Here is a 26,621-nt window from a genome sequence, read left to right on the forward strand (position 1 = left end):
TCCCTTCAGTGCGCGTGGAATCAGTGCGAGTGCGTTCGGGTACTGCGGATGAGCCAGAGGGTCGCGGCCAGGCACAGCGCCGAGACACCTCCGAGAAGCAGCGGTACGGCCTCCACTCCGGACCACTCGATGGCCTTGCCGAGCGCCGGCCCGGCCACCACTCCGCCGACCATGGAGGCGGCGATGACCAGGGCTCCGGCGCGCCGGGCGCGCGGGGCGGCCCGGTGCAGCCAGGGCAGGCCGGTGGGGAAGATCGGCGCGATGAAGAGGCCGACGCCGGCGTAGGCGTAGGGCGCCAACTCGCCTACGGAGGGCAAGAGCAGACAGATCGTCATGCCGGTGCAGGAGACGGTGATGATGGTCTGGGGCGAGTAGCGCAGAGCGATCGGGGCGATCAGGAACCGGCCCACGGTCATCATCAGCCAGTACACGGAGGTGGCGGTGGCGGCGGCCCCGGCGCCGTAGCCGACGGTCTCCAGATGGGTGGGCTCCCAGCCGCCGACGCCCGCCTCGATGCCGACGTGCAGGACGTAGAGGGCGACGAACACACCGAGCACGGAGGCGAGGCTGCGGCCGAGGGCGCCGCCGGTGTCGTACGCCCCCTCGGACGGCTGCGGTGCCCGGTCCCGTACGCCCTTCAGACACCACAGCAGGGGCAGGTTGGCCAGCGCGAAGCCGGCGAACACGGCCGGGTAGTGCGCGGCGCCGACCGTGCCGATGAGGGCCGGGCCGAGGATCGCGCCGATGCCGAAGTGGGCGTTGAGGATGTTCAGCATGGCGGTGGAGCGGTGGCCGAAGCCGACGGCGAACAGCTGGTTGAGGCCGTAGTCGATGCCGCCGAAGCCGAGCCCGGCCAGCAGGGCGGCGGCGAGGGCGACGGGCCAGTTCGGCGCGAGGGCGAAGAGCGCGGCCCCGGCCGCCATGAGGAGGTACGCGCCGCCGAGGAGCCGCCGGTTGCCGACCCAGCCGTAGAGCCGGTCGCACAGCAGCACCCCGCCCACCCCGCCGACGAAGTGGGCGCTGAGCCCGAGCCCCGCACCGGACGGGGACAGCCCGAACTCCGCGCGGAACGCGGGGATCGCCGGGCCGTACAGCGCCTGCAACGCCCCGATGAGGACGAAGCCGACGCAGGAGGCGACGACGGCGGCCGGGCTGAACACGGGGGCTTCGACATCGCGGGTCTCTCTCAGCACGAGAGGAAATGTTACCGGTAACATCCGGCCCGTCAAGATTGCCGACAGCGGCACCATTGAATGATTCAATCAGCATCCATACACTCGCTCGGTGGATGAATTCACCTTTCGTAGACGCTCGACGAGATCAGCGAGGGTGGCCGCCGTGCTGCTGATGGCCGCCGGTCTCACCACCACTCCGACCCTGGCCCCCACCGCGTCGGCCGCCTCCGACTCGCGCAAACCCGCGGTGTGGCCGCAGCCGCAGAACATGCAGACGGGACCCGGCCGGTTCACGGTCCCCGACCGGGTCGTGGAGGTCGTCGGCCCGGAAACGGACCCCTCGGCCCGCAAGGTCGTCGAGTCCGCCCTGCGCGCCGCCGGCGCCGACCGCATCGTGCCGGTCGACACACCACCCGCGTCGGCCGCCTTCACCGTCTACCTCGACGGCCCCGGCACCACCGACGCCCTCAGACGCCTGGGCGCCCGCTCCCCGCAAGGCCTCCCCTCCGGCGGCTACGCCCTCGCCTCCGGCCGCACCCACGGCCGCACCGTCCTCGCCCTGGCCGGCTCCGACACCACGGGCACCTTCTACGCCGCCCAGACCTTGCGCCAACTCCTCGCCGGACAAGGCGAGTTGCCGCAGGCCACCATCCGCGACTGGCCCACCGCCCCGCTGCGCGGCGTGATCGAAGGCTTCTACGGCACCCCGTGGACCCACGCCGAACGCCTCCGCCAACTCGACTTCTACGGCCGCACCAAGCAGAACGTGTACGTCTACTCCCCCAAGGACGACCCGTATCTGCGCGCCCAGTGGCGCGACGAATACCCGGCGGCCGAACTGGCCCAGCTGAAGGAACTGGTCGACCGGGCCGCCGCCAACCACGTCCGCTTCACCTATGCTCTCTCCCCCGGCCTGTCGGTCTGCTACTCCTCCGCCGCCGACATCGCCGCCCTCACCCGCAAGTTCGACTCGCTGTACGCCATCGGGGTGCGCTCCTTCGCCGTTCCGCTGGACGACATCAGCTACACCAAGTGGAACTGCGCCGAGGACGAGGAGAAGTTCGGCACGGGCGGGGGCGCGGCGGGCACGGCCCAGGCGCATCTCCTCAACACGGCCTGGGACACCTTCACGGCCGACCACCCGGGCCTCGAACCACTGGAGATGGTCCCGACCGAGTACTCCGACCTCGCGGACTCCCCCTACAAGACGGCCCTGCGCGAGAAGCTCGACCCGTCCGTGGTCGTGGAGTGGACCGGCGTCGGGGTGATCGCGCCGACCATCACGACCGCCCAAGTCACCGAGGCCCGGAAGGTGTTCGGCCACCCGATCCTGATCTGGGACAACTACCCGGTCAACGACTACGTCACCAGCCGCCTCCTCCTCGGCCCCTACACCGGCCGCGAGCCGGGCGTGGCGAGCCCGGCGAACGGGGCGATCGGCGTGACCGCCAACCCGATGGTCCAGGGCGAGGCGAGCAAACTGGCCCTGTTCACGTCGGCGGCCTACCTCTGGAACCCGGAGGCCTACGACCCTCGGAAGGCGTTCCTGGCCTCCGTCCAGGATCTGGCAGGGCCCGACGCCGCGAAATGGCTGCGGATCTTCGCCGAGAACAACTACTCCTCCCAGCTCGACCCGACCGAGTCCCCGACCCTGAGCGCGCTCATCACCGCGTTCCGCAAGGCGTACGAGGACGACAGCGGCCTCGACCGGGCCGCCGCCGCGCTCCGCGCGTACTTCACCGACATGGCGGCGACTCCCGCGCACCTGCATGCCCGGCTCGCCAACCCCGGTTTCCTGACGGAGACTTCGGCCTGGCTGGACAAGCTGGGCAGATACGGAACGGCGGGGCGGACGGCGGTCGATCTGCTGCTGGCCCACAAAGCGGGCGACAGCGATGCGGTGTCGAGGTACTGGAACCAACTACGTTCCCAGCGCAAGGAGTTGGACGCGATCCCGGAACAGGTCTCGCCGGGCGTCATGGATCAGTTCCTCTACACGACGATGCTGGAGAACGCGCCGGACCCTGGCGTGGACGCCGCCTTCTCCCCGGGGTCCGTGTCCCTGAAGCCGGGCGACTCCGCGACGGTCACGCTGCGGTTCTCGGACACATCCGCGAAGACGGTGAGCTGGAAACTGGACGTTCCGGACGGGGTCACCGCTTCCCCGGCCGAGGGCACGGCGACGGTCCCGGCCGGGGGCAGCGCCTCGGCGACGGTCGCGTTGACCGGCGTGAGCGAGGGCGTGCACTCGGTGGTCGTGTCGGGGACGGGCATCCTCGACCGGGCCCTACCCGTCCAGGTCACGGACGGCGAGGGCACACTGAGAGCACTGACCGCCAACTTCAGTGGCGCGTCGGTCAGTTCGATCGACCTGGACTCCGGTACGACGAGGAACATCGCCGTCGGCGCCAACCCGGGTGAGGTCGTGGTCAGCGCGGACGGACGTACCGCCTATGCCGCCAACCAGGGTTCCGACACGGTCAGCGTGATCGACGTGGCGAACGGTGCCGTCACCGCCACGGTCGCCGTGGGGCGGGTCCCCGCCGGGCTGGCGCTGACGCCGGACGGCGGAACCCTCTGGGTCGCCAACTACACGGACGGCACGGTGCAGCCGGTGAACACCGGCACGCTCACCGCGGGTTCTCCGGTCGCGGTCGGCGACGGCCCGGAGAACATGGCGATCACACCGGACGGCACGACCCTGTACGTGGCCAACATCCACGACAACACGGTCAGCCCGGTCGACCTCGCCACGAAGAAGGCCGGTACCGCGATTCCGGTCGGCCCCCGGCCCTTCAACGTGGTCGCCGCGCCGGACGGGAGAACGGTGTACGTGTCCAACTCGGGCGGCTCGACGGTGACTCCGATCGACACCGCGACGAACGACACCGAACCGACCCTCCTGGTCACCGGCCAGGCGTACGGCCTCGGCCTGTCACCGGACGGCCGCACCCTGTGGGTGAGCCCGAGCACCGGGGACTACGTCACACCGGTGGACACGGTGACGGGCGCGCCGGGGACGAAGGTGACGGTGGGGAGGTCGGCGTTCGACGTGGGGTTGGATTGGAGCGGTAGGACGGCGTACGTCACAACGGCCGACGGCAACACTTTGGTGCCGGTGGATACCGGAACGGGCAACGCCGGCACGGCTTTCACAACCGGCGCCTATCCGCTTGCGGTTGCCCTGACTCCCGTACCCCTGAAGTGACGACGAGGCAATTCTTCTAGGGGCGCGGGGAACTGCGCGACCAGCCCCCACTCAGCCGCACACTTTCCCCGCCGCCTCTAGCTGGCGGTACGTCGGATACGCCCGGCGTACCGCTTCTCCAACTCCAGGTTCCCCTCAAACCCACCCGGCACATTGGCGGACACATACACCGGCGGCCGCTCCCCCGCAGCCAGCATCAACGCCGAAGCCTCCGCCACCGCCATCTGCACCAACAGCACCCCCGTCAACGTCGACAACGCACACACCGCACCCCCACCCGGCAACTCCAACAACGCATCCCCACGCGGGGCCGCGTTGTCGAGGACCACGTCCGCGAGGTCGACCAACTTCTTGCCGCTCGCGTGGCCGGCGGGGACGGCGTGGGTGTGGGCGAGGGAGGTGATGGCCAGGATCTTGTGACCCTGCTCCTTGGCGTGGAGTGCCATCTCGACGATGACGTTGTTGACGCCGGAGTTGGAGACGATGACGAAGAGGTCCGCGGGGCGGGGCGCCGCGAGGTCGTAGAGGCGGGCGGCGACGCCGGGGCTGCGTTCGAGGAGCGGGTCGTCGAGGACGCTCGGCGCGTCGCCGCCGTACAGGACGAGGTCGGCGATCTGGATACGGTTGGTGGGGACCAACCCGCCCGCCCGGCCCGCGACTTCGAGGACCATGGCCTGGGAGTGGCCGGTGCCGAAGGCCTGGATCACACCGTCGGAGCGGACGCAGTCGGCGATCAGCTCCGCGGCCCGGGCCACGTCCTCGCGGCCGGACTCGGTGATCTGCTGGAGGACGGCCAGGCTCTGCTGTGCGAAGCCCTGGGCGCTGACGGAATCGACGGACACGTGACACTCACTCCCCGCTGATGGATGGAACTGATGGATTGAACCACCCTGTAGCCCACTATCGATGAATCAATAAATCACAGGGTGGCCGATGCGTTCAATCGGGCGTCGATTTCCGGTCCTGGTATTCAGACAGCCACTCGTAGGGTGGCTGGTACCTTCTCCCCATGCCCCCGACGGACGTCACCACACTGATCCGCACCGAGCTGCCCCGGCTGGCCGGTTCCCTGCGCAAGGTCGGCGAGCTGATCCTGGAGGATCCGGCCGCCGTCACCCACTGTTCGGCCGCCGAGCTGGGCCGCCGCACCGGCACCTCCCAGGCCACCGTGACCCGCTTCTGCCGGGCCATCGGGCTCGACTCCTACCAGCATCTGCTGATCGAACTGGCCCAGGAGCGGGGTCGCGGCCAGGTCTCCGACTGGGGCACCGCCGAGATCGGCCCGGACATCTCCCCCGACGACTCACTGGAGCGGGTCGTGCAGGTCGTGGGCAACGCGGACCTGCGCGCGGTGCAGCAGACCATCGACCGGATCGACCTCGACGCGATCGAGCGCGCCGCGCAGGCCGTGGCGCGCGCCCGGCGCATCGACGTGTACGGGGTCGGCGGCAGCGGGGCCGTGGCGCAGGAGACGGAGACGCGGCTGTTCCGGATCGGCTGCGCGGTGCGCGGCTGGACCGAGGTGCACGGCGCGACCACGTCCGCCGCCCTGCTCACCCCGGCGGACGTGGCCGTCGGCATCTCGCACTCCGGGGCGACCCGGGAGACGGTCGAACCGTTCGAGCTGGCCAAGGAGCGCGGCGCGACGACGGTGGCGATCACGTCCGACCCGCGCTCGTCGCTGGCCAGGTCCGCCGACATCCGGCTGATCTCGTCCGCCTCGGAGACCAACTTCCTCACCGGCATCGGCGGCCGGCACTCGGTGCTGGTACTGCTGGACTGCCTCTACGTCCGGGTCGCCCAGCTCTCCTACCAGCGGGCGAGCACTTCGCTGGCGCTGACCGACCACATCATTCCGCAGCATGCGGTGAAGGGCCGCCGGGGTCGCTGACGCCCCTGCACCGAGCTGGCTTTGCATGGATGAACCACCAGAGATAACTGAAGATGGTTGTTTGAATCATCCTCGCGATGCCAGGATGGGGCTCCGCCGAGCATCCTCGTAGGAGACCCATGCGCGTCACCTCTGTCGAGTCGACCGAGCTTTTCGTCGGCACCGCCGAGCAGCCGTACCAAGTGGTGGTCGCCGAGATCGAGCACGTCCCGGGCCGCCGGGTCCGCCTCACGGCCGAGGGCCCGGGGGTGCGCGGTGTCGGGGAGATCCTGGTCACCGTCGGCGAGGACGGAACCGTACGCGCCGAGATACCCGTGACCGGCGACGGCGAGCACGTCACGGTGACCGCGACCGACGGCGCGGACGTCGCCCGGCACACCGCCCCGTTCACGGCCGCCGAGCCCGGCTGGACCATGTTCATGGTCAGCCACTTCCACTACGACCCCGTCTGGTGGAACACCCAGGCCGCCTACACCGAGACCTGGGACGTCGCCGACGACCCGGCCTCGACCGGGCTGCCGGCCCGCACCTTCGACTCACGCGGTCAGTCGGGCATGAGCCTGGTGCGCGCCCACTGCGATCTCGCCCGGCGCGACCCGGCGTACACCTTCGTGCTCGCGGAGGTCGACTACCTCAAGCCCTACTGGGACTCCTTCCCCGAGGAACGCGCCTTCCTGCGCGAGCTGATCCGCACCGGCCGCGTCGAGATCATGGGCGGCACCTACAACGAGCCGAACACCAACCTCACCGGCGCCGAGGCGACCGTGCGCAACGCGCTGTACGGCGACGGATACCAGCGCGGGATCATGGGGTCGTCCCCCGAAACCGCCTGGCAGCTGGACGCGTTCGGGCATGACCCGCAGTTCCCGGGGCTCATGGCGGACGCCGGGATCACCTCCAGTTCCTGGGCGCGCGGCCCGTTCCACCAGTGGGGCCCGACCCTCTCCGTGTTCGGCGAGGAGCCGCGCGATCCCCAACGCATGCAGTTCCCGGCGGAGTTCGACTGGATCGCCCCCTCGGGGCGCGGGATCCTCACCGCCTACATGGTCAACCACTACGGCGCTGGTTGGGCCATCGACAACGCTCCCACCCTGCCGGAAGCAGAACAGGCCGCCTTCAAGCTGTTCCGGGGTCTGAAGAAGGTCGCGCTCACGCGCAATGTGCTGCTTCCGGTGGGTGGGGACTACGCGCCGCCGTGCCGGTGGGTGATGGGCATCCACCGGGACTGGAACGAGCGGTACGTCTGGCCGCGGTTCGTCAGCGCGATCCCGCGCGACTTCTTCGCCGCCGTACGGGCCGAGCTGACGGCGGAGGGGCGCAGGGCCTCGCCGCAGACACGGGACATGAACCCGGTCTACACCGGCAAGGACGTCTCCTACATCGACACCAAGCAGGCCCAGCGGCACGGCGAGACACTCCTCGCCGACGCGGAGGCCTGGGCGACCCTCGCCTCCCTCGTCGCCGGGCATCCCTACCCGGACGCGGCGCTGGACAAGGCGTGGCGGCAGCTGATCTACGGCGCCCATCACGACGCGATCACCGGCTCGGAGTCGGACCAGGTGTACATCGACCTGCTCACCGGCTGGCGGGAGTTGTACGACCTGGCGGAGGCGGTGCACGCCGACGCGACGGACGCGTTGGCGCGCAGGGTTGCTCAACTACCGGGTTCGACGCATGACTTGGTGGTCTTCAACGCGACCACGCGCGAGCGACAGGATGTCCTGGCCGTCGCCGACCCCGGGATGGTCCCGCTCGACGACACCGGTCTGCCGCTGCCCGCCGTGCGCGAGGAGGACGGCGAACTCCGGCTCGTCGTACCGCAGGTGCCGGGCCTCGGCCTCAAGGCACTGCCGCTCGCCGAGGGTTCGGTGGCCGGATGGGCGCCCGGCGAGGGGACGACGATCCGCAACGAGTTCTACGAGCTGACCGTCGACCCGTCGCGCGGCGGCGGCGTCAGCAGTCTGCGCCAGGGCGGCCGGGAGCTACTGCGCCCTGGTGACATCGGCAACGAACTCGTCGTCCAGGAGGAGTATGCGAGGCACCCGCGCTTCGGTGAGGGCCCCTGGCATCTCACCCCGACCGGTGTCACGGCCGCCCGGAGCCGTGACGTCACGGCTGACATCGATGTCGAGCACTCGGCGGCGGGACAGCGCATCACCGTCCGCGCCGACCTCGGCCTCTTCCGCTACACCCAGCGACTGACCCTGTGGAAGGGCGTCGACCGGCTCGACCTCTCCACGACCGTCGACGGCTACGACGGCGCCGACCGGCTGATCCGGGTGCGCTGGCCGTCCGACGTGCGCGGCGGGCTGCCGGTGCACGAGGTGGCGGACGCGGTGATCGGGCGCGGTTTCGGGTTCGTGGAGGTGGACAGCGAACGCTTCCCGTGGACGCTCGACAACCCGGCCAACACCTGGTTCGGGCTCGGCTCCACCGCGCGGGTCGCGGTGCACGACGACTCCGGCACCCTGCTCGGCCAACGGGCCGTCGGAGTGGCAGAGTTGGTGTACGTCGACTGGGACGCTGCCGGTGAGCTGGGGGCGCCCCTCGCGGCGGCCCTGGTCCGCGCCGGGGTGACCGCCACCTCGACCATCGCGGGCGGCCCCCGCTACGGCGATCTGGAGGTCGACTCCAACCTCCCCGACCTCCGTATCGCCGTCGGTGGCCCCGACCACAACTCCGTGGTCGCCGAGGCCCTCGCGATGGACCCGGCCGCCGGGCGCGAACTCCGGCGCCAGTTGGACGAGTCGGGGGTGGCGGCCGTATGGGTCGCGCCGCGCGCCTCGCTGCGCGAGGAGTGGGTGCCGGGGGCGGATCTGCGGGACCTGGAGCGGCTGCCGCTGCTGGTGGTCGCCGACACCGGGGACGGCGCCAAGGCGGTCGACGCGCTCATCACCGACCTCGACGACTTCACGGTGTCGGCCACCGCGGCGGGCGGCGGCGAGGCCCTCCCGCCGGGCGACGCCTGGGACGGCCGCAGTTTCGCCGTCCTCAACCGGGGCACGCCGGGCTGCGTGGTCACCACTTCCGGCGACCTCTACATGTCCCTCATGCGCTCCTGCACCGGCTGGCCCTCCGGCATCTGGGTCGACCCGCCCCGACGCACCACCCCCGACGGCTCGGGGTTCCAGCTCCAACGCTGGTCCCACACCTTCGAGTACGCCGTCGTGGCGGGCGAGGGCGACTGGCGGGACGGCGAACTCCCGTCCCGGGGGCACGAGTTCAACCACCCACTGACCGCCCGCCTGCGCACCGAGGCCGAGAACCCCGTGCTGCCCCGCAAGGGCGCACTGCTCCAACTGGAGCCCGCGGGCGAGGTCCTCCTCGACGCCCTCAAGCCGGCCGGCTCACCACTGGCCCGGGGCAGCGTGGAGCGGGCGGACCCGGGGCGCGGGGTCGTGGTCCGGATGCACGAGGTGAACGGACGGGAGGTACGGGCGAGCGTCCGAGGCCCGCTCGCCTGGACCGGGGGCGCCCGGGCCGACGTACTGGAAACGCCGGGGGAGCCGCTGGCACCGGACGCGCAGGGCGCCCTGGCCATCCCCCTGAACGGCTTCGAGGTGGCGACGATCCTGGCCACACCCACCGAGGCTTCCGTATCACCGGCCCCGGGCATCGCCGCCCACGAGCCGGCCCAGCCGATCCACACGCGCTACTGGCTCCACAACTCCGGCCCCGCGCCGCGCGGCAACATGCCGGTGACGGTGTACGTCTCCCCCGCCGCCCTCACCGTCTCCGGCCCGGTGACGGCGACGGTCCGGATCGCCTCGGAGCTGACGGACGCCCCCGTGTCGGGCACGGTGACCTTCGAGGCCCCGACCGGCTGGCTGGCCGAGCCCGCCGAACTGCCCTACGCGCTGGGCCCCGGCGGCTTCTCCCTCGCCGAGGTCACGGTGACCCCGCCCCCGGACGCCGAGCCCGGCAGACACCGGCTGGCGGCCCGGCTGGCGTACGGCGGGCAGACGTACGAGGACGTCGTGGCACTGGACGTGCCGGGCGGGCCTCCGGCGGGGCCGACACTGGTGTGCCGCTTGGGTGTTGAGCGGACTGCCGTGAGGCGGGGCGAGCGCCTCCAAGTGCCGGTGAGCCTGCGCAACACCACGCTCGGGGCGATCAACGGCCAGCTGTGGGCGGTCTCGTCCTGGGGGACCTGGGCGGGCGTCCAACCCGGCCTCCAGGGCTTCACCGTTCCCGCGGGGCGAGAGCTGGAGTGCGTGATCGAGGTGGACGGCTCGGCGGTGCCACCGGGTTCGTACTGGCTGATGGCAAAGGTCGGATGGGACGGGTGCGTCGCCTATACGGAGGCGGTGGAGCTGGAGGTGACGCGGTGACGGAACACGAGGCCGCCGTGGTGCGGGGCGAGGGCATCCCGAAGGCACGGGTGGAGGCTCTGCTGAGAGCTGTCCCGCCCCGCGACCACGAGACCCGTCCCGAGTCCCTGGCGCGGGCCGAACGGCAACGCCGCCGCTGGGCGACCCAGGTCGTCGTCGCGGACGAACTGGCCCGCCGGGCCTGCGCGGACCGGGGTCTCGATCCCCCCTCCGAGGTGTCACCGACGCTCATCCCCTCGGTCGCCGCAACCGACATCGCTGACCTGGGCAGCATCGTCGCTACCGCCCTCGCCCACTCCCCGGCCGCCCGCACCCTCCTGGCGAAGCTGGAGAGTGATCAGCCGGTCCCCGAAGAAGCGGCCTGGGACTACTACACCCGCAACCGGGACCGCTACCTCACCCCGGACGCCCTCAGACGCGGAGTGAACCCCTTCCACGGGGCCGCGGACGCGGACTTCGTGCCGTACGAACAGGCCCGCGACGGCATCACTGCGGAGCTGCGCCGCGCCGCGGGCAGGCACGCGTTCTTCGACTGGCTGGACCAGGCCCGGGCCTCAGTGACGTACGCGCCGGGCCACGAGCACCCGGGCGACCCCTCGCACCCGGACCACGAACACCGGCACTGAGAACGGCATCCAAACGCAACACGGCAAACCATTGACCTCCGATGAATTCTGGTCCACCTTTTCATCAATCAGAGTCCAAGTTGGTGATTTGAACCAGCCGAGAGGACAGTTCATGCGTGCGAAGAGACTGACCGGATCCCTTGCCTGTCTCGTGGTCCTGACGCTGACGGCCGCCGGATGCGGCCTGTCGGGCGGCGGGTCCGGGGACGGGGACGCGACGGCGGGCGGTTGCAAGGTCGACGAGGGCAACGTCGGGTCGGGGAAGCTGACCGGGGACGTCAAGGGCACGATCACCTTCCAGACCACCAACTTGAAGAAAGACTTCGGGGACTTCTTCAACGGGGTGATCGCCGACTTCGAGAAGGCTCACGCCGGCACCAAGGTCAAGTGGATCGACGACCCCGGCGACAACACCTTCACCAGCCGCACGGTCGCCGACGCCCAGGCCTGCACGCTCGCGGACGTCATCAACGTCAACGCCCCGACGGCGACCGCCCTCACCAAGGCCGGCTATCTGCTGGACGTCGGCACGAAGGACCCGGACGCGTCCAAGCCGTTCGTCTCCTCGTTCTGGAAGTCGGCCACCTTCAAGAACGCCGACGGCAAGGCGATCCACACCACGCTGCCCTGGTACACGGGCGGTGTCGTGCTGACGTACAACAAGGATCTGCTGGCCAAGGCGGGCATCGACCCGGCCAAGCCGCCGACGAGCATCTTCGGGCTGTTCGCCGACTACGAGAAGGTCGCCAAGGCGGGCGACGGCAAGTTCTACGCCACGATGGCCAACCCGGTCTGGCGCATCCCCGCCGACTTCGACCAGATGGGCATCAAGGTCCTGTCCAGCGACGGCAAGTCCGCCGTGTTCGGGGACGATCCACGCACCACGCAGTGGGTGGAGTGGATGGCCAAGCTGTACAAGGCGGGCGCGATGCCGAAGGACTCGCTGTCCTCCAGCAACGACCCGTCCACGCTCTACAGCCAGGGCAAGGTGGCCTACGGCTCGACGAACCCGAGTTTCGTGCGGTTCGTGAAGCAGAACAGCCCGTCGGTCTACGACAAGACGGCGGTCGGCCAGCAGCCCTATGACGCGCTCGGCGTCGCCTCCGCCGGTGCCCCGCAGTACATATCGGTTGCCGCGACCAGCAAGAACGCGCCCACGGCCCTGTCGTTCGCAGAGTTCCTCACCAACGCCGAGAACCAGACGGCCTGGTGTAAGGACCCGGCCGTGGTGATCTTCCCGACCACCACCGAGTCGCTGAGCGACCCGTTCTTCCAGAACGTCACCGGCAGCGACCCGTTCTCCCAGGCCCGCAAGCTCGTCGCCGACCAGCTCAAGACGGCCAGCACCAACCAGACCAACCTCTCCCCGGCCGTGCAGAACGCGATCGTCGCGCAGGTGCAGTTGGCCATGCAGGGCAAGAAGAGCGCGGCCGACGCCGTGAAGGACGCCCAGGAGAAGGCCAACGAGCTGCTGAAGCAGGCGGGTTGACGGTGACGGCTCAGATCACGAAGCCGGCTCCGGTGCCCGGTACGGAGACCTCTGTGCCGGGCCCGGCCCCCTCCCGCCTGCGGTCGTTGCTGCCCGGCCCGGCCGCCGGGGCCAACGGGGCTGCGATGTACCGGCGTTGGTGGCTGCCCTGGCTGTGGACGGCGCCCGCGATCGTGTGCGCGGTGGTCTTCGGGGTCTTCCCGTTCCTCAACACCGTGCTGCTGTCGTTCACCGACGCCAAGCCGCTGGGCGGCGCCGCGAGTTTCGTCGGGATCGACAACTACACGCGGATGCTGGACGACTCCGACTTCTGGCTGGCGACCCGCAACAGCGTCCTGTACGCCGTCGTCGTCGTCCCGTTGATGGTCCTGCTGCCGCTGATGCTCGCCGTGCTGGTGGAGAAGAACCTCCCGGGCATCGGTTTCTTCCGCTCCGCCTTCTACACGCCGGTGCTCGCCTCCAGCGTGGTCGTGGGCCTGAGCTGGCAGTGGCTGCTGGCGGACGACGGACTGGTCAACACCTGGCTGGAGAAAGCCCACTTGATCAGGTCGGCGATCCCGTTCCTCTCCGACTCCTGGCTGATCCTGCTCTCCGCGATGGGCCTCACCCTGTGGAAGGGCCTCGGCTGGTACATGGTCTTCTACCTGGCCGCCCTCGGGAACGTCCCCAAGGAGCTGCACGAGGCGGCGCAGATGGACGGCGCCGGCGCGGTCCGCCGCTTCTGGCACATCACGATCCCCGGGGTGCGCCAGGCCATGATGCTCGTCGGCACCCTCACCGGCATCGGCTCGCTCCGGGTCTTCACCGAGATCTACATGCTCGGCAGCTCCACCGGCGGCCCCGGCGGCGCGGACCGCACCCTGCCGTTCTACATCCGGGACGTCGGCCTGGACCCCATCACCGGCAACGCCGGTTACGGCTCGGCCGTCAGCGTGGCCCTGTTCGCGCTCACGCTGGGACTGACCCTGCTGGCGCAGCGCCTGACGAAGGAGGACGAGTCGTGACGACGGCCGTGGAGAAGCGCCGCCGGCTGCTGCCCCGCTGGGGCGACTACGGCAGACCGCGCGAACTCGTCGTCCGCTACCTGCTGTTGTTCCTCGTCCTCGGCCTCACGGTCGGCCCGCTGCTCTGGCAGCTCCTCGCCTCCCTGAAGAGCACGAGCGAGGACGTCTTCGGCGCGGACGCCACCCTGCTCCCGCACCATCCGACCCTGCGCGCCTACCGCACGGTCTTCGACCAGGTGCCGGTGTGGTCGTACATCAGGAACAGCCTGATCGTGGTCGCCCTGTCGATCACCAGCCAGCTCGTCTTCTCCACCACCGCCGGATACATGCTCTCCAAGCCCGGCTGGAAGGGCCGCAAGGCGGTCTGGGTGGTCCTCATCGCCTCGATGATGTTCCCCTTCGAGTCGATCATGGTGTCGCTGTTCATCAGCATCCGCGACCTGGGCCTGGTCGACAGCCTGGCGGGCGTGTGGCTGCCCGGTTTCGTCGGCGCCATCAACGTCCTCCTCATGCGCGGCGCGTTCCTCGCGGTCCCCCGCGAGATCGAGGACTCGGCGATGCTGGACGGTGCCAACGAATGGCAGCGCTTCCGCTACCTCTATCTGCCCTCGGCCTGGGGCGCGATCATGGTGGTGGTCATCAACACCTTCATCAGCGCCTGGGACGACTTCCTGTGGCCCCTGATCGTGCTGCGCTCGGAGAGCAACATGACGCTGACGCTGGGCCTTTCCCGCCTCCAGTCGTCGTCGTTCGGCTACGACCAGCGGATGGTGATGGCCGGCTCGGTGATCTCCGTGATCCCGGTGCTGATCCTGTTCGTGATCACGCAGCGGTGGTTCTACAAGGGCGTCTCGTCAGGAGCCGTCAAGATCTGATTCCGAGGGCTTCCGAGGTCGAGTCGGACGGGCACGGCGGTGAGCGCCGCCCGCGCCGACTCGGCGACCCGGACCTCCACCAGCCCGGTCACCTCGTCGTCGAGTGTCAGCGTGACCGTACGGCACTCGCCCGCCGCGAGACCGACACCCTCGAACGCACACAGTTCGAGGGTGCGCGGCCAGGTGGTGGCGATCAGCCGCCGCAGATAGACCTGAACGACCGAACGGCCGTACCGCTCCCCGGTGTTGGTGACATCGAGGGTGACGGTACGGCCGGACGCGCGTGGCGGTCCGTACGTGAAGGTCGTGTACGACAGCCCGTGTCCGAAGGCGTACTGCGGCTCGGCGTCGGCGTCCACGTAGCCGCCGTACTCGGTGTCCTTGTGGTTGTAGTAGACGGGGAGTTGGGCCGCCGAGCGCGGAACGGAGACGGGGAGCCGACCGCCCGGTTCGGCGAGTCCGAGGAGCACCTCGGCGATCGCCTCGCCGCCCCAGGGGCCCGGATACCAGGCGGCGAGGAGCGCGCCCGCCGTGTCGGGTACGACGTGCGGGCGGCCCTGGATCAGCACGACCGCCGTGGGTGTGCCGGTCGCTGCGACGGCGTCCAGGAGCGTGTACTGGGCCGCCCCCAGCCGCAGCCCCGCGAGGTCGACGCCCTCGCCGCAGGTCATCTCCGAAACGGCGTTCAGGGCGGCCCCGTTGGCGGCGAAGTCGGTGTCCGGCGTACGGGCGCTGCTGCCGCCCAGCACGAGCACGGCGAGGTCGGAGGCGGCGGCCGCGGCGACCGCCTCGGGGATGCCGGAGCGGTCGTCGCCGGTGAGCGCGCAGCCACGGGCGTGGCGGATGTCGACGCCGGGCGGGGCGAGGCGACGCAGGGCGTCGAGGACGCTGCTGCCGGTGCCGGGGCGTTGCGGTGCGGTGTAGTCGCCCGACTGGTGGGCCGCAGTGGCCGATTGGGGGCCGAGGACGGCGATACGGGAGACGTGGGCGCCGACGGGGAGGGTGCCGTCGTTGGCCAGGAGGGTGACGGCGGCGCGGGCGAGATCGACGCTGAGGGTCCTGCCGCCGGTGGGCGCAGGGGGCGTCGCCGCGAGCTGCCGGTCGAACAGGCCCAGGCGGAACTTGAGGCGCAGGACGCGGGCCACGGCGGCGTCGAGGGCCGCTTCCTCGACCAGCCCCCGTTCCACCGCCTCCTCCAGATGCGTGAACCCCTCGTCCCAAAGGCTCAGGTCCACACCGGAGTTGAGGGCCAGGGCGCCTGCGGAGACCTTGTCGCCGGTGATGCGAGCGAGCCTGTCGACGGCGAACCCGTCCGCCATGACGAGCCCTTCAAATCCCCACTCGTCCCTGAGGAGTTCGGTGAGCAGGGCGCGGTTGCCGGAGCAGGGCATGCCGTCGACCTCGTTGTAGGCGGCCATGACGGCGGCGGCACCGGCACGGACGCCTGCGCGGGCGGCGGGCAGGTGGATCTCGTGCAGTTCCCGGAGCCCGAGTTCGGACTCGGCGGAGTTGCGGCCGCCGACGGTGGCACCCTGTCCGGCGAAGTGCTTGAGGACGACGGGGGCCTTGTCGGGGGCGAACAGCTCGCCCGAGCCCTGCATCCCGCGCACCAGCGCCTCGGTCAGACGGGCGGCCAGGTACGGGTCCTCGCCGAAGCACTCCTCGGTACGGCCCCACCGCGGGTCCCGGGCGATGTCCAGGGCGGACACGAGGGCGACATGGCCGCCACGGGCGCGCAGTTCGGCGGCGGCGTGGGCGGCGGCGCGCTCGTACAGCGCCGGGTCCCAGGTGGCTCCGACGCCCAGGTTGACGGGGAGAACCGTGCCGTCGAGAGCCATGAGCCCGTGCGGTACCTCCTCGACGAACAGCGCGGGAATGCCGAGGCGGCTGCTCTCGACGACGTGGCGCTGGACGAGGTCGGCGAGGGCGGCGGCGTCCTCGGCGCCGGGTCCGCTGCCGTGGTCGACGCCGGACCAGGCGTCGGCGCGCTGAAGGCCGTACAGGGCGCCGAGGCCCGCGAAGCGGTCGGTCTCGGCGCGGAGGGCGTCGGTGAGTTCGAAACGGCCGTCGGGGGTGCGACGGTAGGCGTTCCAGCCGTACATGCGCTGGTTGAGCTGGCCGACCTTCTCGCGGGGGGTCATGCGGGCGAGGAGGTCGCGGACGCGGGCGTCGAGGGGGGCGGCGGGGTCGCGGTACGTGGCGGTCACAGGTGATGTCCGTGGTCGAGCCGGGCGAGGGCTACGGCTCCCTGGCAGCCGTCGGGGACCCAGTCGAGGGCCGGCACAAGGGTGTCGAGGCGGGAGGTGAGGGGGCCGTCGGGGCCGAGGAGGCCGCCGGTGGCGACGATCCGTTCGTCCGGTCGCGGCCGCAACGCCCGTACGGCGTCGGCGAGATGGGCCGCCGCCTCGTCGAGGAGCACCAGCGCGACGACGTCCTTCTCCCGCGCCGCCTCGGCCACCAGCGGGGCGAACCGGGCGAGCCGGATGGGGGGTTCGGCCATGACGGCGGGGAGCAGGTGCATACGGTAGGTCTCGCGCCGGGCCTGGCTCCAGGCGTCATCCGGCAGGCACTCCCCCGGCAGCCCCAGCGCCAGCCCGACCCTGTGCGCGAGCAGCGTCGCCGGGCCCCGGCCGTCCGCCATGCGCAACGCGGCCCGTACCGCGCGGCGTCCGATCCAGAAGCCGCTGCCCTCGTCGCCGAGGAGCCAGCCGTCGCCGTCGACGGTGGTGGTGGCACGGCGGCCGGTGACGCGCATCGCGACCGCGCCGGTGCCGGCGACCAGGGCGAGACCCTCGGCCGGGGTGCCGGGGGCGGAGGCGAAGGCGGCCTCGATGTCACTCCAGACGCCGAGGTGCCCGGCCGGGATGCCGAGGCGGTCCAGTGCGGCGGTGAGCGCTGTGCGGGCACGGACGGAGCCGGGGTCGTCGGGCGAGGCGGAGGTGGCGCCCGCGAAGCCGCCGGCGACCGCGACGACCCTGTCGCGGGCGGACGCGGGCACAGCGGCGGACAGCGCCTCGACGAAATGCTCGACGAGCTGCGCCGACGGCACGGTCAGGGCGTTGCCCGGACCACCGGCGCCCTCGCCCAGCACCCGCGGCCCCTGCTCCGCGGAGGCAGGCGCGAGCAGCGCGCGGGTGCGGGTGCCGCCGGCGTCGAGGCCGACGACCAGTCCCTGGCCCCGTACGTCCGATGCCATGTCTTGGTTCAAATCATTACCCATCGCCGACTATGGTGATTGATACATTCGCGCAGGACAAGGCCCCGGCCCGAGGAGGATCCCATCCGTACGCTCCGCTTCGGCGTCAACTACACGCCCCGCCACGGCTGGTTCCACTCGTGGTACGACTTCGATCCGGGCCGCGCCCGCGAGGACCTGGCGCAGATAGCCGGCCTAGGGCTCGACCATGTGCGGGTCTTCCATCTGTGGCCGCTGCTCCAGCCCAACCGCACCCATATCCGCACCTCCGCCGTCGACCAGCTCGTCCAGCTCGTCGACCTGGCCGGTGAGGCCGGGCTCGACGTCCTGGTGGACGGCGTGCAGGGCCATCTGTCGAGCTTCGACTTCTACCCGGAGTGGACCCGCAGCTGGCACCACCGCAACGTCTTCACCGACCCGGACGCCCTCACGGCCCAGGCGGACCTGCTGCGCACCCTCGGCCGCGCCCTCACCGGCCGCCCCCACCTCATCGGCCTCCAGCTCGGCAACGAGCTCAACAACCTGGTCGAGCACAACCCGGTGACACCCGCCGAGGTCGACCACTACCTGGACACGCTCCTCGCCGCCGCCCGCGACGGACTCGGCGCGCACGGACTGGTCACCCACTCCGCCTACGACGCCGCCTGGTACGGCGACGACCACCCCTTCACCCCCGAGGCCTCGGCCCGCAAGGGCGATCTGACCACCGTCCACCCCTGGGTGTTCTCCGGCGACTGCGCCCGCCGCTACGGCCCGCGCTCCCCGCAGGTGCGTCATCTCGCCGAGTACGGCACGGAGTTGGCGAAGGCCTACGCCACCGATCCGGCCCGCCCGGTGTGGGTCCAAGAGACGGGCGCGCCCGAACCGCACATCCCGGCGGCCGACGCCCCGGAGTTCGCGCGGGCGACCGTGCGCAACGCGGCCGAGTGCGCGGGGCTGTGGGGCGTGACCTGGTGGTGCTCCCACGACGTGGACCGCGCGCTCGCGGACTTCCCCGAACTCGAGTACACGCTGGGCCTGTTCGACGCGGCCGGCCGCCCGAAGCCGATCGCCGAGGCGCTGGCGGAGGCGATCGCCGAGCCGCGCACCGTCCAACCCCGTGACACGGCCCTGGTGTTGGACTGCACGCCGGGGACCCGGTCGGTGTCCGGGCCGGGCGGGGAGTACTTCGAGGCATGGATGCGGATGCGGGCGGAGGACGGGGTACGTCCGGCGGTCGTCCTGGCCGAACGGGCCGAGGACGAGGGGTACTTGGCCGCGCGGGGCATCAAGGAGGTCGTACGGCTGTCCTGATCGGTCAGGAGCCGGTGAGCGCCTCCGCGACCGCCCTCAGGTTCACCCGGCCCCGCCCGTACGAGCAGAGGTCGCCACCCTCCGGCAGCCCGGTGTCGATGCGGATCGCGTCGGGGCGCCGGGCCAGAAGGGCGTCGCGGAGCCGGGCCTGCCAGGGGTGCAGGCCCGCGTCGCAGGTGGCGAGGACGAGGGGCCGGTCGCCGCCCAGGATGCCGTCGGCCAGGGCGGCGGGGTCGGCCGGTTCGCCGGTGACGGCCGTACCGGCGGCCGTGGGGTCGAGGTCGAGGACCGGCGTCAACAGGTCCTCGCCGCCCCAGTTCAGGGCGGGGTGCGGCGGCGGGAACAGGTCGACGACATGGGCGCCGCGGACGGCGGACGGCACACCCCGGGCGCCCGCGGACCGCCGTACGGCACGGCGTGCGGCGTCCAGTCCGGCCTCCGCGTCCCAGGGAGCGACCGCACCGGCCGGGGTGGCGTACCGCTCGGCGAGCCGCCGCACCCGCTCCGCCGCCTCCCGCACCCGGTCCTCGGGCAGCACCCCGGAGCGCAGCGCGTCGAGGACCGCGTCCCGGCAGGCCAGGGTCACCTCCAGATCCGGTACGGCGACGATGACCTGGTCCGCTCCGGCGGCGAGCGCGATCCGCGCCCCGGCCGCCTCGCCGTACTGGTCGGCGATCGCCTTCATCTCCAACGCGTCGCTGACCAGGACGCCGTCGAAGCCGAGGTCGTGCCGGAGCAGGTCGCCGAGGATGCGACGGCTGAGGGTGGCGGGGCGGTTGGCGTCCAGGGCGGGGTAGACGACATGCGCGCTCATCAGCATGGGCACGCCCGCGGCGACGGCGGCGCGGAACGGTTCGAGGTCGACGAGGAGTTCGTCGTACGGCCGCGGGTCGACGGCCATGCCGTGGTGGCTGTCGGTCTCGGTGCCGCCGTGGCCGGGGAAGTGCTTGGCGCAGGAGGCGATGCCGCGCCCTTCGGTGGCGGTGATCCAGGCGCGCAGATGCCGGGCGGCGAGCTCGGGGGCGGCGCCGAAGGAGCGGGTGCGCACGATCGGGTTGTCCGGCCGGTGCTGGAGGTCGGCGACCGGGGCGTACGAGGCGGTGATGCCGAGGGTCGCCAGGTGGCCGGCGAGGGCGTCGGCGCAGCGGGCGGTGAGGTTGGGGTCGTCGGCGACGCCGAGGGCGTAGGAGCCGGGGGCCTCGGGCGCGCCCGCCGCCACCAGGTGTCCGATGCCGCCGCCCTCGTTGTCGATGGCGACCAGCAGATCGGGCCGGATCGCCCGCAGCGCGTCGGTGAGCTCACGGACCTGTTCCGCGTCGCGCACGTTGCGGGTGAACAGGATGACCCCGCCGAGACCCCGGTCTATCAGCCGTTTGAGGGTGTCGGGGAAGGTCGTGGTGCCGTCGAACCCGGCGACGAGACAGCGGTGGGCCGCCTCGTCCAGGTCGGACGGGAGGAGGGGGCCTTCGGGCGTGTGCGCTGCGTGGGTCACCCTCGCGATTCTTCTGGTTGGTTCAGCCGGAAGTCAACATGGGTATGGATTGTTTGATTCACCCCCGGTGATTCGGCTCTCGGACACCCGGGGGTCACACGGCCGGGGCACCTTTCGCTCGTCCCCGTACCGCGCCTCTGTACCTCCGCACCTCCGCACCTCCGCTCCACCCCGCTCCCTTCCCCCGCCTCCTCCCTGCCCGTTCCCCCGCGGGCGCGACGCGGAAGGACGACGTGTGCCGTGACCCTGCTCCCGCTCGAAGAGCTGCCCCGCCCCCTGCCCACCGCCGCCCCCGGGCCCGTTCCCGCCCGCCTCCTGCGCACCGCGCTCAGCCTGCTGCCGCTGCTGCTGATCGGCGCCTGGGCCGTGATCGACTGGCGTTCCCTGTCCGACGGCACCACCAGGCTGGCCTCGGCCGACCCCTGGTGGCTGCTGGCCGGGGTCGCCTTCACCCTCCTCACCTGGGTGTCCGCCGCCTGTGTACGGCAGGGCGCCCTGCCGGAACGGCTGCCGCCCGGGCTGCTGCTGGCGTCACAGTTCGCCGCCGGCGCCGCCAACCACGTCCTCCCGGCGAGCATCGGCGCCCACGCGGTCACCCTGCGCTTCCTGCAACGCCAGGGCGTCCCGCTGGCCCGCGCGACGGCTTCGCTCGCCCTGTACTCACTGGTCAGACCGGTGGCGAAGACCCTGGTGCTCATCACCTTCGTCGTCGTCTCCCCGGGCCTGCTGCGGCTGGGCGACCTGGTCCCCGACCGACGGACGCTGCTGGTGCCGGTGACGGCGGTAGGTCTCGTGGCGCTCACGGCGGCCCTGTCACTGGTCTTCGCCCGTCCGGTGCGCGGTCTCGTCCGCACCGCCCTGACCGACGTACGCCTGCTGCACACCCGTCCGTCCCGGGTCCTCGCCCTGTGGGGCGGGGCGGCCGCGGCCCCGCTGCTCCAGGCCGGGGTGATCTTCTCGGTCGGCGCGGCACTGGGCCTGCCCCTGACCTGGCCGCAGGTCGCCTTCGCGTTCCTCGCGGCGAGCACGGCGGTCGGGGCGGTACCGGCGCCGGGCGGCATCGGGCCGGTGGACGCGGCGCTGGTGTTCGCGCTGGTCGGGTACGGCACGCCGACGGGGCTGGCGACGGCGACGGTCGTGGGCTACCGGGTACTGACGGTGTGGGTGCCGTTGCTGCCGGGGGCGTTGGTGTTGTCGGCGCTGGTGCAGCGGAAGGTGTTGTAGGCGATGCCTTCGCCCGGGAGATCTTGAGGACCCCGCCCGCGGGCAGGTGATGGACAGCGGCATCCGCCCGCTGTGGGACGCGCCGGGTCGCGGGGCCCGCGTACACGGTGCGGTGCGTGCCCGGGAACACCCTGATGCCGCACGCCGCGATCCACCGCGCCGAGCCCGGGGCGGTGATCGTCGTGGAGTCCGACGACGTGGACCAAGCGCTGGCGGGCGGCGACGTGTGCGCCATGGCCCGGCGGCGGGGTGTGGCTGCCTTCGTGCTGGACGGTCTCATCCGCGACCTCGACGAGGTCCGCGAGGCCGGCTTCGCGGTTCTCGCACGCGGTGTCATCCCCGTCCCGGGCACCAAGAGCTGATCGACTACCGTCGCCTCACGCCGCCCGCTCCTTCTCCCGCCCCGCCTCCCGCATCCGCCCGTACGCGTACACGCACCCGGCGAGCGCCAGGTCGGACAGCAGCATGAAGCCGATCGAGTAGGAGTTCTTGGCGCTGTACACGGCGCCCATGACGAGCGGCGGTACGAATCCGCCGAGGCCGCCGACCGCGCCGACGATGCCGGTCACGCTGCCGACCTGCGGTTGCGGGGTGACCCGGGCGACCAGGGCGAACACCGCGCCGCTGGTCGCACCGAGGGCGGCGGCCATCACCAGCAGGCAGATCGTGGCGGCGGGCACGAGCGTCGGGTCGAAGGCCTGGACGACGGCGAGGAGGGCCACGACGCCCAGGGAGACCGAGGTGACGACGGCCGGGTGGATCCGGTCCGACAGCCAGCCGCCGATGGGCCGGAACACCACCGCGACCAGGGCGAAGCCGGCGGCCCTGGTGCCGGCGTCGGTGGCGTCGAGCTCGTACCAGGTCTTGAGGTAGGTCGGCAGATAGACGCCGAACGCGACGATGCCGCCGAACCCGATGGCGTACAGGGCGGACAGTTCCCAGGTCACCCGGAGCCGGCCGGCCTCACGGAGGCGGGTGGTGAGGGGCGTGCTGGGGACGGGCCGTCCGGGCCGGTCGTTGATGAACAGATAGGCGAGGACGGCGTACACGGCGAGGGCGATGGCCAGCACGAGGAAGGGCAGGTTCTCGCTGTGCTTGTACATCCGGGGCGTGAAGTACCCGGACAGCGCGACACCGCCCATGCCCATGCCGAAGATGCCGAGGGCCGCGCCCCGCTGCTTGGGCGGGAACCATGAGTTGACCAGCGGAACACCGATGGCGAAGGTCGTGCCGCCGAGACCGAGGACGAAGCCCACCAGCACCAGCGCCACATAGGACGTGTGGGCGGGGATGAGCAGTAGCACCGGAATGATCGTCAAGGCGCTGACCAGTGGAAACATCAGCCGGGCGCCGTAGCGGTCGGTGAGCGCGCCGACCGGGACCCGGCCGAGTGAGCCGACCAGCACGGGGACGGCGACCAGCTCCGACTGGGCGAAGGACGACATGTGCAGGTCGTCGTCGAACTGGCTGGCCAGCGGTGCGATCAGGTTCCACGCCCAGAAGGTGAGCGTGAACCCGATCGTGGCCACGACCAGGTTCCGCCAGGCCGCGGCGGAGGGCCGCTCACCGTCGCCCGGGCCGGAGGCCACCTTGCCCTTGCCGGCCGTCGACACACTGACCATGAACTCGCTCCCGGACTCCGCACACGGATCTTCACGGACATGCACCGAGGGCTCCGGCCACTCGGGTCAGCGGAGCCGACGCCTCTCCATGAGGTCACGGGGGCGACGGACCGGCAACTCAGGGGTCCGGTCGTGGTGGTGGTGGTCCTCGCGCGCGGGGGTATTCCTCGCCAGGGCGCCATGTGACATATTACTGCCGTGAGCATGCGACTGACCTGCGATGTCGTGGTCGTCGGGGCAGGGATGGTGGGCGCGGCCTGTGCCCTGTACGCGTCCCGGGCAGGCCTGGACGTCACGGTGGTCGACCGTGGCCCGGTGGCCGGCGGGACGACGGGGGCCGGGGAGGGCAATCTGCTCGTCTCCGACAAGGAGCCGGGGCCCGAGCTCGAACTCGCCTTGCTGTCGGGCCGGTTGTGGGCCGAGCTGGCGGCCGAGCCGGGCCTTGGAACGGCGTTCGAGTACGAGCCCAAGGGTGGCCTCGTCGTCGCCGCCGCCCCCGAAGGGCTCGCCGCGCTGGAGAAGTTCGCGGCCGGACAGCGGGCCGCCGGGGTGACTGCGGTGAGCGTGGCCACCGATCAACTCCGTTCCTACGAGCCACATTTGGCGCCTGCGATGGAAGGCGGCGTCTACTACCCCCAGGACGCCCAGGTCATGCCCACTCTGGCCGCCGCTCATCTCGTACGGGCCTCGGGCGCCCGCCTGTTGACCGGCCGCACGGTGACCGAGGTACTGCGCGGCGCCGACGGTGCCGTACGCGGTGTCCGTACCGACCGCGGCGACCTCCACGCCCCCGCCGTCGTCAACGCGGCCGGCACCTGGGGCGGTGAAGTGGCCGGGCTCGCGGGCGTCCCTCTCCCCGTCCTCCCCCGACGCGGCTTCGTCCTGGTCACCGAGCCGCTTCCGCGCAGGGTGCGGCACAAGGTGTACGCCGCCGACTATGTGGCCGACGTGGCCAGCGACTCGGCCGCGCTCCAGACGTCGCCGGTGGTGGAGGGGACGGCCGCGGGGCCGGTCCTGATCGGCGCGAGCCGGGAGCGGGTCGGCTTCGACCGCTCCTTCTCGCTGCCCGCCGTACGGGAGTTGGCGGCGGGCGCGACACGCCTGTTCCCGTTCCTGGCGGACGTCCGGGCGATGCGTACCTACCTGGGCTTCCGCCCGTACATGCCCGACCATCTGCCCGCGATCGGCCCCGACCCCCGGGTTCCCGGGCTCTTCCACGCCTGCGGACACGAGGGCGCGGGCATCGGACTGGCCACCGGTACCGGGCAGTTGATCGCGCAGACGCTCACCGCGAAGACGCCCGACCTGGATCTGACGCCGTTCCGACCCGACCGTTTCCGCCGCGCCGAGGAGGCGTCGTGAATGCACTGGAGCCGTCATGAATCTGCTGGAACTGTCGTGACTTCACTGGAGCCGTCGTGAATCCGCTGGAGCTGACGCGGGCCCGCCCCGGCCCCGCGTTCACCGTCACCCTCGACGGCCGCGCGATCGAGGCGCTGCCCGGCCAGACGGTCGCCGCCGCGCTGTGGGCGGCCGGGATCACCTCCTGGCGTACCACCCGCGGAGAGGGGCGGCCGCGAGGCGTCTTCTGCGGGATCGGCGTCTGCTTCGACTGCCTCGTCACCGTCAACGACCGCCCCGGTCAACGGGCTTGTCTGGTTCCCCTGCGGCCGGGCGACACGATCCGCACACAGGAGGGGACGGGCCACGATGACTGACGCGGGCCGAGAGACCTCACCGCTGCCGCATCTCGCCGTCATCGGCGCCGGCCCCGCCGGTCTCACCGCCGCGCTGACCGCCGCCCGGCACGGCGTGCGGGTCACCCTCGTCGACGCGGCGCCCGAGGCGGGCGGCCAGTTCTACCGGCAGCCCGCACGCGAACTCGGGGCCCGGCGCCCAGAGGCTCTGCACCACCAATGGCGCACCTGGGAGCGGCTGCGCGAGGGGCTGCGCAGACAGGAACAGGCGGGCTGGCTAAGGCACTTGACGGATCATCACGTATGGCTCGTGGAGCGGCGCCCCGACGGCTTCACCGTGCACGCCCTGCTGGGACCGGAGCAGGAGCAGCCCGTCGAGGTACGGGCGGACGCCGTCCTCCTCGCCACCGGCGGCTACGAGAAGGTGCTGCCCTTTCCCGGCTGGACCCTCCCCGGAGTGGTCACGGCGGGCGGCGCGCAGGCCATGCTCAAGGGCACCCTCGCCGTCAGCGGGCGCACCGCTGTGGTCGCCGGGACGGGGCCGCTGCTCCTGCCGGTCGCGACCGGGCTCGCGGCGGCGGGCGTCCGGGTGGCGGCACTGGTGGAGTCCGCCGATCCCAGGGGCTTCGTACGGCGGTCGCGCGCACTGTCCGCCCAGCCCGCCAAGCTGGCCGAGGCCGCAGAGTACGCGGCCCGGTTGCTGCGGCACCGGGTGCGCACCCTGGTCCATCACACCGTGGTCGAGGCGCACGGCACCGACCGGCTGGAGGCGGTCACGGTCGCCGCCCTCGACGGGGCCGGGCGGGTCAGGTCCGGCACCGAGCGTCGTATCGCCTGCGACACCCTCGCCGTCGGCCACGGCATGGTGCCGCACACCGATCTCGCCCAGGGCCTGGGCTGCCGGATCGACGGGGTCGCGGTGCATGTGGACGACGAGCAGCGCACGGACGTCCCGGGCGTGTGGGCGGCGGGCGAGGCCACCGGGGTCGGGGGCGCGACCCTGTCCCTCACCGAGGGACATATCGCGGGGCGGTCGGCCGCCGCCCGCCTGACCGGGGCGGTACCGGACCCGCGCGACTGGGCGGGGGCCGCCCGGGCCCGTGCGGCGCTGCGGAGGTTCTTCGCCGCGCTGGACGACGTGTACGCACCGCCCGTGCACTGGGCCGAGCAGGTCAGCGACGACACGGTGGTGTGCCGCTGCGAGGAGGTCACCGGCGGGGCGATCCGTGAGGCCGTCGCGGGGCTGGGCGCCGGGGATCTACGGACCGTGAAACTGCTGACGCGGGCGGGCATGGGCTGGTGCCAGGGGCGGATGTGCGAGTCCGGGGTCGCGGGTGTCGCCGGCTGCCCGGACACGCCCGCCCGTCGGCTGCTCGCCCGGCCGGTACCGCTCGGCGTGCTCGCGCGGGCCGGGGACACCGACGCCCCTCAGGGCACCTAGAGACCCTCGCCCCTCACCCTTCAGTGCTATGTCACACACCATCCCCATCCACACGGA

18 protein-coding genes and 1 pseudogene are annotated in these 26,621 nt (G+C 71.8%); 13 read left to right on the plus strand and 6 right to left on the minus strand.

Annotated features, from left to right (window positions below; all coding sequences use genetic code 11):
- Positions 1-20 precede the first annotated feature (20 nt).
- Entirely contained in the window at positions 21-1,217 is a 1,197-nt protein-coding gene (locus tag OG885_RS11575) for an MFS transporter (protein ID WP_405730067.1), read from the minus strand.
- A 130-nt stretch (positions 1,218-1,347) separates the two neighbouring features.
- Between OG885_RS11575 and OG885_RS11580 the strand changes: the two genes are divergently transcribed.
- Positions 1,348-4,383, plus strand: coding sequence for a beta-N-acetylglucosaminidase domain-containing protein (locus tag OG885_RS11580; RefSeq protein WP_405742694.1), 3,036 nt, complete (start codon positions 1,348-1,350; stop codon positions 4,381-4,383).
- Between the two features lie 77 nt (positions 4,384-4,460).
- Here OG885_RS11580 and OG885_RS11585 read toward each other — a convergent pair whose 3' ends face one another.
- Positions 4,461-5,225 carry a sugar isomerase domain-containing protein gene (locus OG885_RS11585; RefSeq protein WP_405730069.1) on the minus strand — a complete coding sequence of 255 codons (765 nt, stop codon included), beginning with the start codon at positions 5,223-5,225 and terminating at the stop codon, positions 4,461-4,463.
- Positions 5,226-5,392: 167 nt separating this feature from the next.
- Here OG885_RS11585 and OG885_RS11590 point away from each other — a divergent pair, with 167 nt between their 5' ends.
- The 6 genes from OG885_RS11590 (at position 5,393) to OG885_RS11615 (ending at position 14,599) form a co-directional block, all read left to right on the plus strand.
- The gene (locus OG885_RS11590; RefSeq protein WP_399950797.1) at positions 5,393-6,274 is read left to right on the plus strand and encodes a MurR/RpiR family transcriptional regulator; all 882 of its coding nucleotides are present in this window, start codon (positions 5,393-5,395) and stop codon (positions 6,272-6,274) included.
- 119 nt (positions 6,275-6,393) lie between these two features.
- Positions 6,394-10,605: an NEW3 domain-containing protein gene (locus tag OG885_RS11595; protein WP_405730071.1), complete on the plus strand. Its 4,212-nt coding sequence runs from the start codon at positions 6,394-6,396 to the stop codon at positions 10,603-10,605.
- On the plus strand, positions 10,602-11,231 hold the full coding sequence (locus OG885_RS11600) for a peptidyl-prolyl cis-trans isomerase (protein WP_405730073.1): 630 nt from the start codon (positions 10,602-10,604) through the stop codon (positions 11,229-11,231). Before OG885_RS11595 ends, OG885_RS11600 begins: the two co-directional genes overlap by 4 nt.
- Before the next feature lie 112 nt (positions 11,232-11,343).
- Positions 11,344-12,720 carry an extracellular solute-binding protein gene (locus tag OG885_RS11605; protein ID WP_405730075.1) on the plus strand — a complete coding sequence of 459 codons (1,377 nt, stop codon included), beginning with the start codon at positions 11,344-11,346 and terminating at the stop codon, positions 12,718-12,720.
- A gap of 2 nt (positions 12,721-12,722) precedes the next feature.
- Complete coding sequence (locus OG885_RS11610) at positions 12,723-13,724, plus strand: carbohydrate ABC transporter permease (RefSeq protein WP_405730077.1); 1,002 nt, start codon at positions 12,723-12,725, stop codon at positions 13,722-13,724.
- Positions 13,721-14,599, plus strand: coding sequence for a carbohydrate ABC transporter permease (locus OG885_RS11615; protein ID WP_405730079.1), 879 nt, complete (start codon positions 13,721-13,723; stop codon positions 14,597-14,599). Before OG885_RS11610 ends, OG885_RS11615 begins: the two co-directional genes overlap by 4 nt.
- On the opposite strand, the gene OG885_RS11620 is transcribed toward OG885_RS11615, so the two are convergent.
- Both OG885_RS11620 and OG885_RS11625 read right to left on the minus strand, forming a co-directional pair.
- Positions 14,563-16,740, minus strand: coding sequence for a glycoside hydrolase family 3 N-terminal domain-containing protein (locus OG885_RS11620; protein ID WP_405742696.1), 2,178 nt, complete (start codon positions 16,738-16,740; stop codon positions 14,563-14,565). The two genes, OG885_RS11615 and OG885_RS11620, sit on opposite strands and share 37 nt — an antisense overlap.
- Before the next feature lie 62 nt (positions 16,741-16,802).
- Positions 16,803-17,795: an N-acetylglucosamine kinase gene (locus OG885_RS11625; RefSeq protein WP_405730081.1), complete on the minus strand. Its 993-nt coding sequence runs from the start codon at positions 17,793-17,795 to the stop codon at positions 16,803-16,805.
- 39 nt (positions 17,796-17,834) lie between these two features.
- Between OG885_RS11625 and OG885_RS11630 the strand changes: the two genes are divergently transcribed.
- On the plus strand, positions 17,835-19,088 hold the full coding sequence (locus tag OG885_RS11630; RefSeq protein WP_405730083.1) for a glycosyl hydrolase: 1,254 nt from the start codon (positions 17,835-17,837) through the stop codon (positions 19,086-19,088).
- A 4-nt stretch (positions 19,089-19,092) separates the two neighbouring features.
- Here the strand turns inward: OG885_RS11630 and OG885_RS11635 are convergent, their stop codons facing one another.
- A complete protein-coding gene (locus OG885_RS11635) occupies positions 19,093-20,580 on the minus strand; it encodes a glycoside hydrolase family 3 N-terminal domain-containing protein (RefSeq protein ID WP_405730085.1) in 1,488 nt (495 codons plus the stop codon).
- Between the two features lie 240 nt (positions 20,581-20,820).
- Between OG885_RS11635 and OG885_RS11640 the strand changes: the two genes are divergently transcribed.
- Together OG885_RS11640 and OG885_RS11645 are read left to right on the plus strand one after the other, a co-directional pair.
- The gene (locus tag OG885_RS11640) at positions 20,821-21,804 is read left to right on the plus strand and encodes a YbhN family protein (protein WP_405730087.1); all 984 of its coding nucleotides are present in this window, start codon (positions 20,821-20,823) and stop codon (positions 21,802-21,804) included.
- A gap of 37 nt (positions 21,805-21,841) precedes the next feature.
- A pseudogene (locus tag OG885_RS11645) lies at positions 21,842-22,163 on the plus strand (RraA family protein); the annotation flags it as partial.
- A gap of 18 nt (positions 22,164-22,181) precedes the next feature.
- Here OG885_RS11645 and OG885_RS11650 read toward each other — a convergent pair.
- On the minus strand, positions 22,182-23,426 hold the full coding sequence (locus OG885_RS11650; protein WP_405730089.1) for a nitrate/nitrite transporter: 1,245 nt from the start codon (positions 23,424-23,426) through the stop codon (positions 22,182-22,184).
- Positions 23,427-23,624: 198 nt separating this feature from the next.
- Here OG885_RS11650 and OG885_RS11655 point away from each other — a divergent pair, with 198 nt between their 5' ends.
- From OG885_RS11655 to OG885_RS11665, 3 genes are read left to right on the plus strand one after another with little or no spacing between them, the layout of a single operon-like run.
- On the plus strand, positions 23,625-24,788 hold the full coding sequence (locus OG885_RS11655; protein WP_405730091.1) for an NAD(P)/FAD-dependent oxidoreductase: 1,164 nt from the start codon (positions 23,625-23,627) through the stop codon (positions 24,786-24,788).
- A 56-nt stretch (positions 24,789-24,844) separates the two neighbouring features.
- Positions 24,845-25,144, plus strand: coding sequence for a (2Fe-2S)-binding protein (locus tag OG885_RS11660; RefSeq protein ID WP_405730093.1), 300 nt, complete (start codon positions 24,845-24,847; stop codon positions 25,142-25,144).
- Positions 25,137-26,564: an FAD-dependent oxidoreductase gene (locus OG885_RS11665; RefSeq protein ID WP_405730095.1), complete on the plus strand. Its 1,428-nt coding sequence runs from the start codon at positions 25,137-25,139 to the stop codon at positions 26,562-26,564. Before OG885_RS11660 ends, OG885_RS11665 begins: the two co-directional genes overlap by 8 nt.
- Positions 26,565-26,621: the final 57 nt, after the last annotated feature.

This window comes from Streptomyces sp. NBC_00028 (genome assembly GCF_045041065.1).
In the GTDB taxonomy this organism is placed as follows: domain Bacteria; phylum Actinomycetota; class Actinomycetes; order Streptomycetales; family Streptomycetaceae; genus Streptomyces.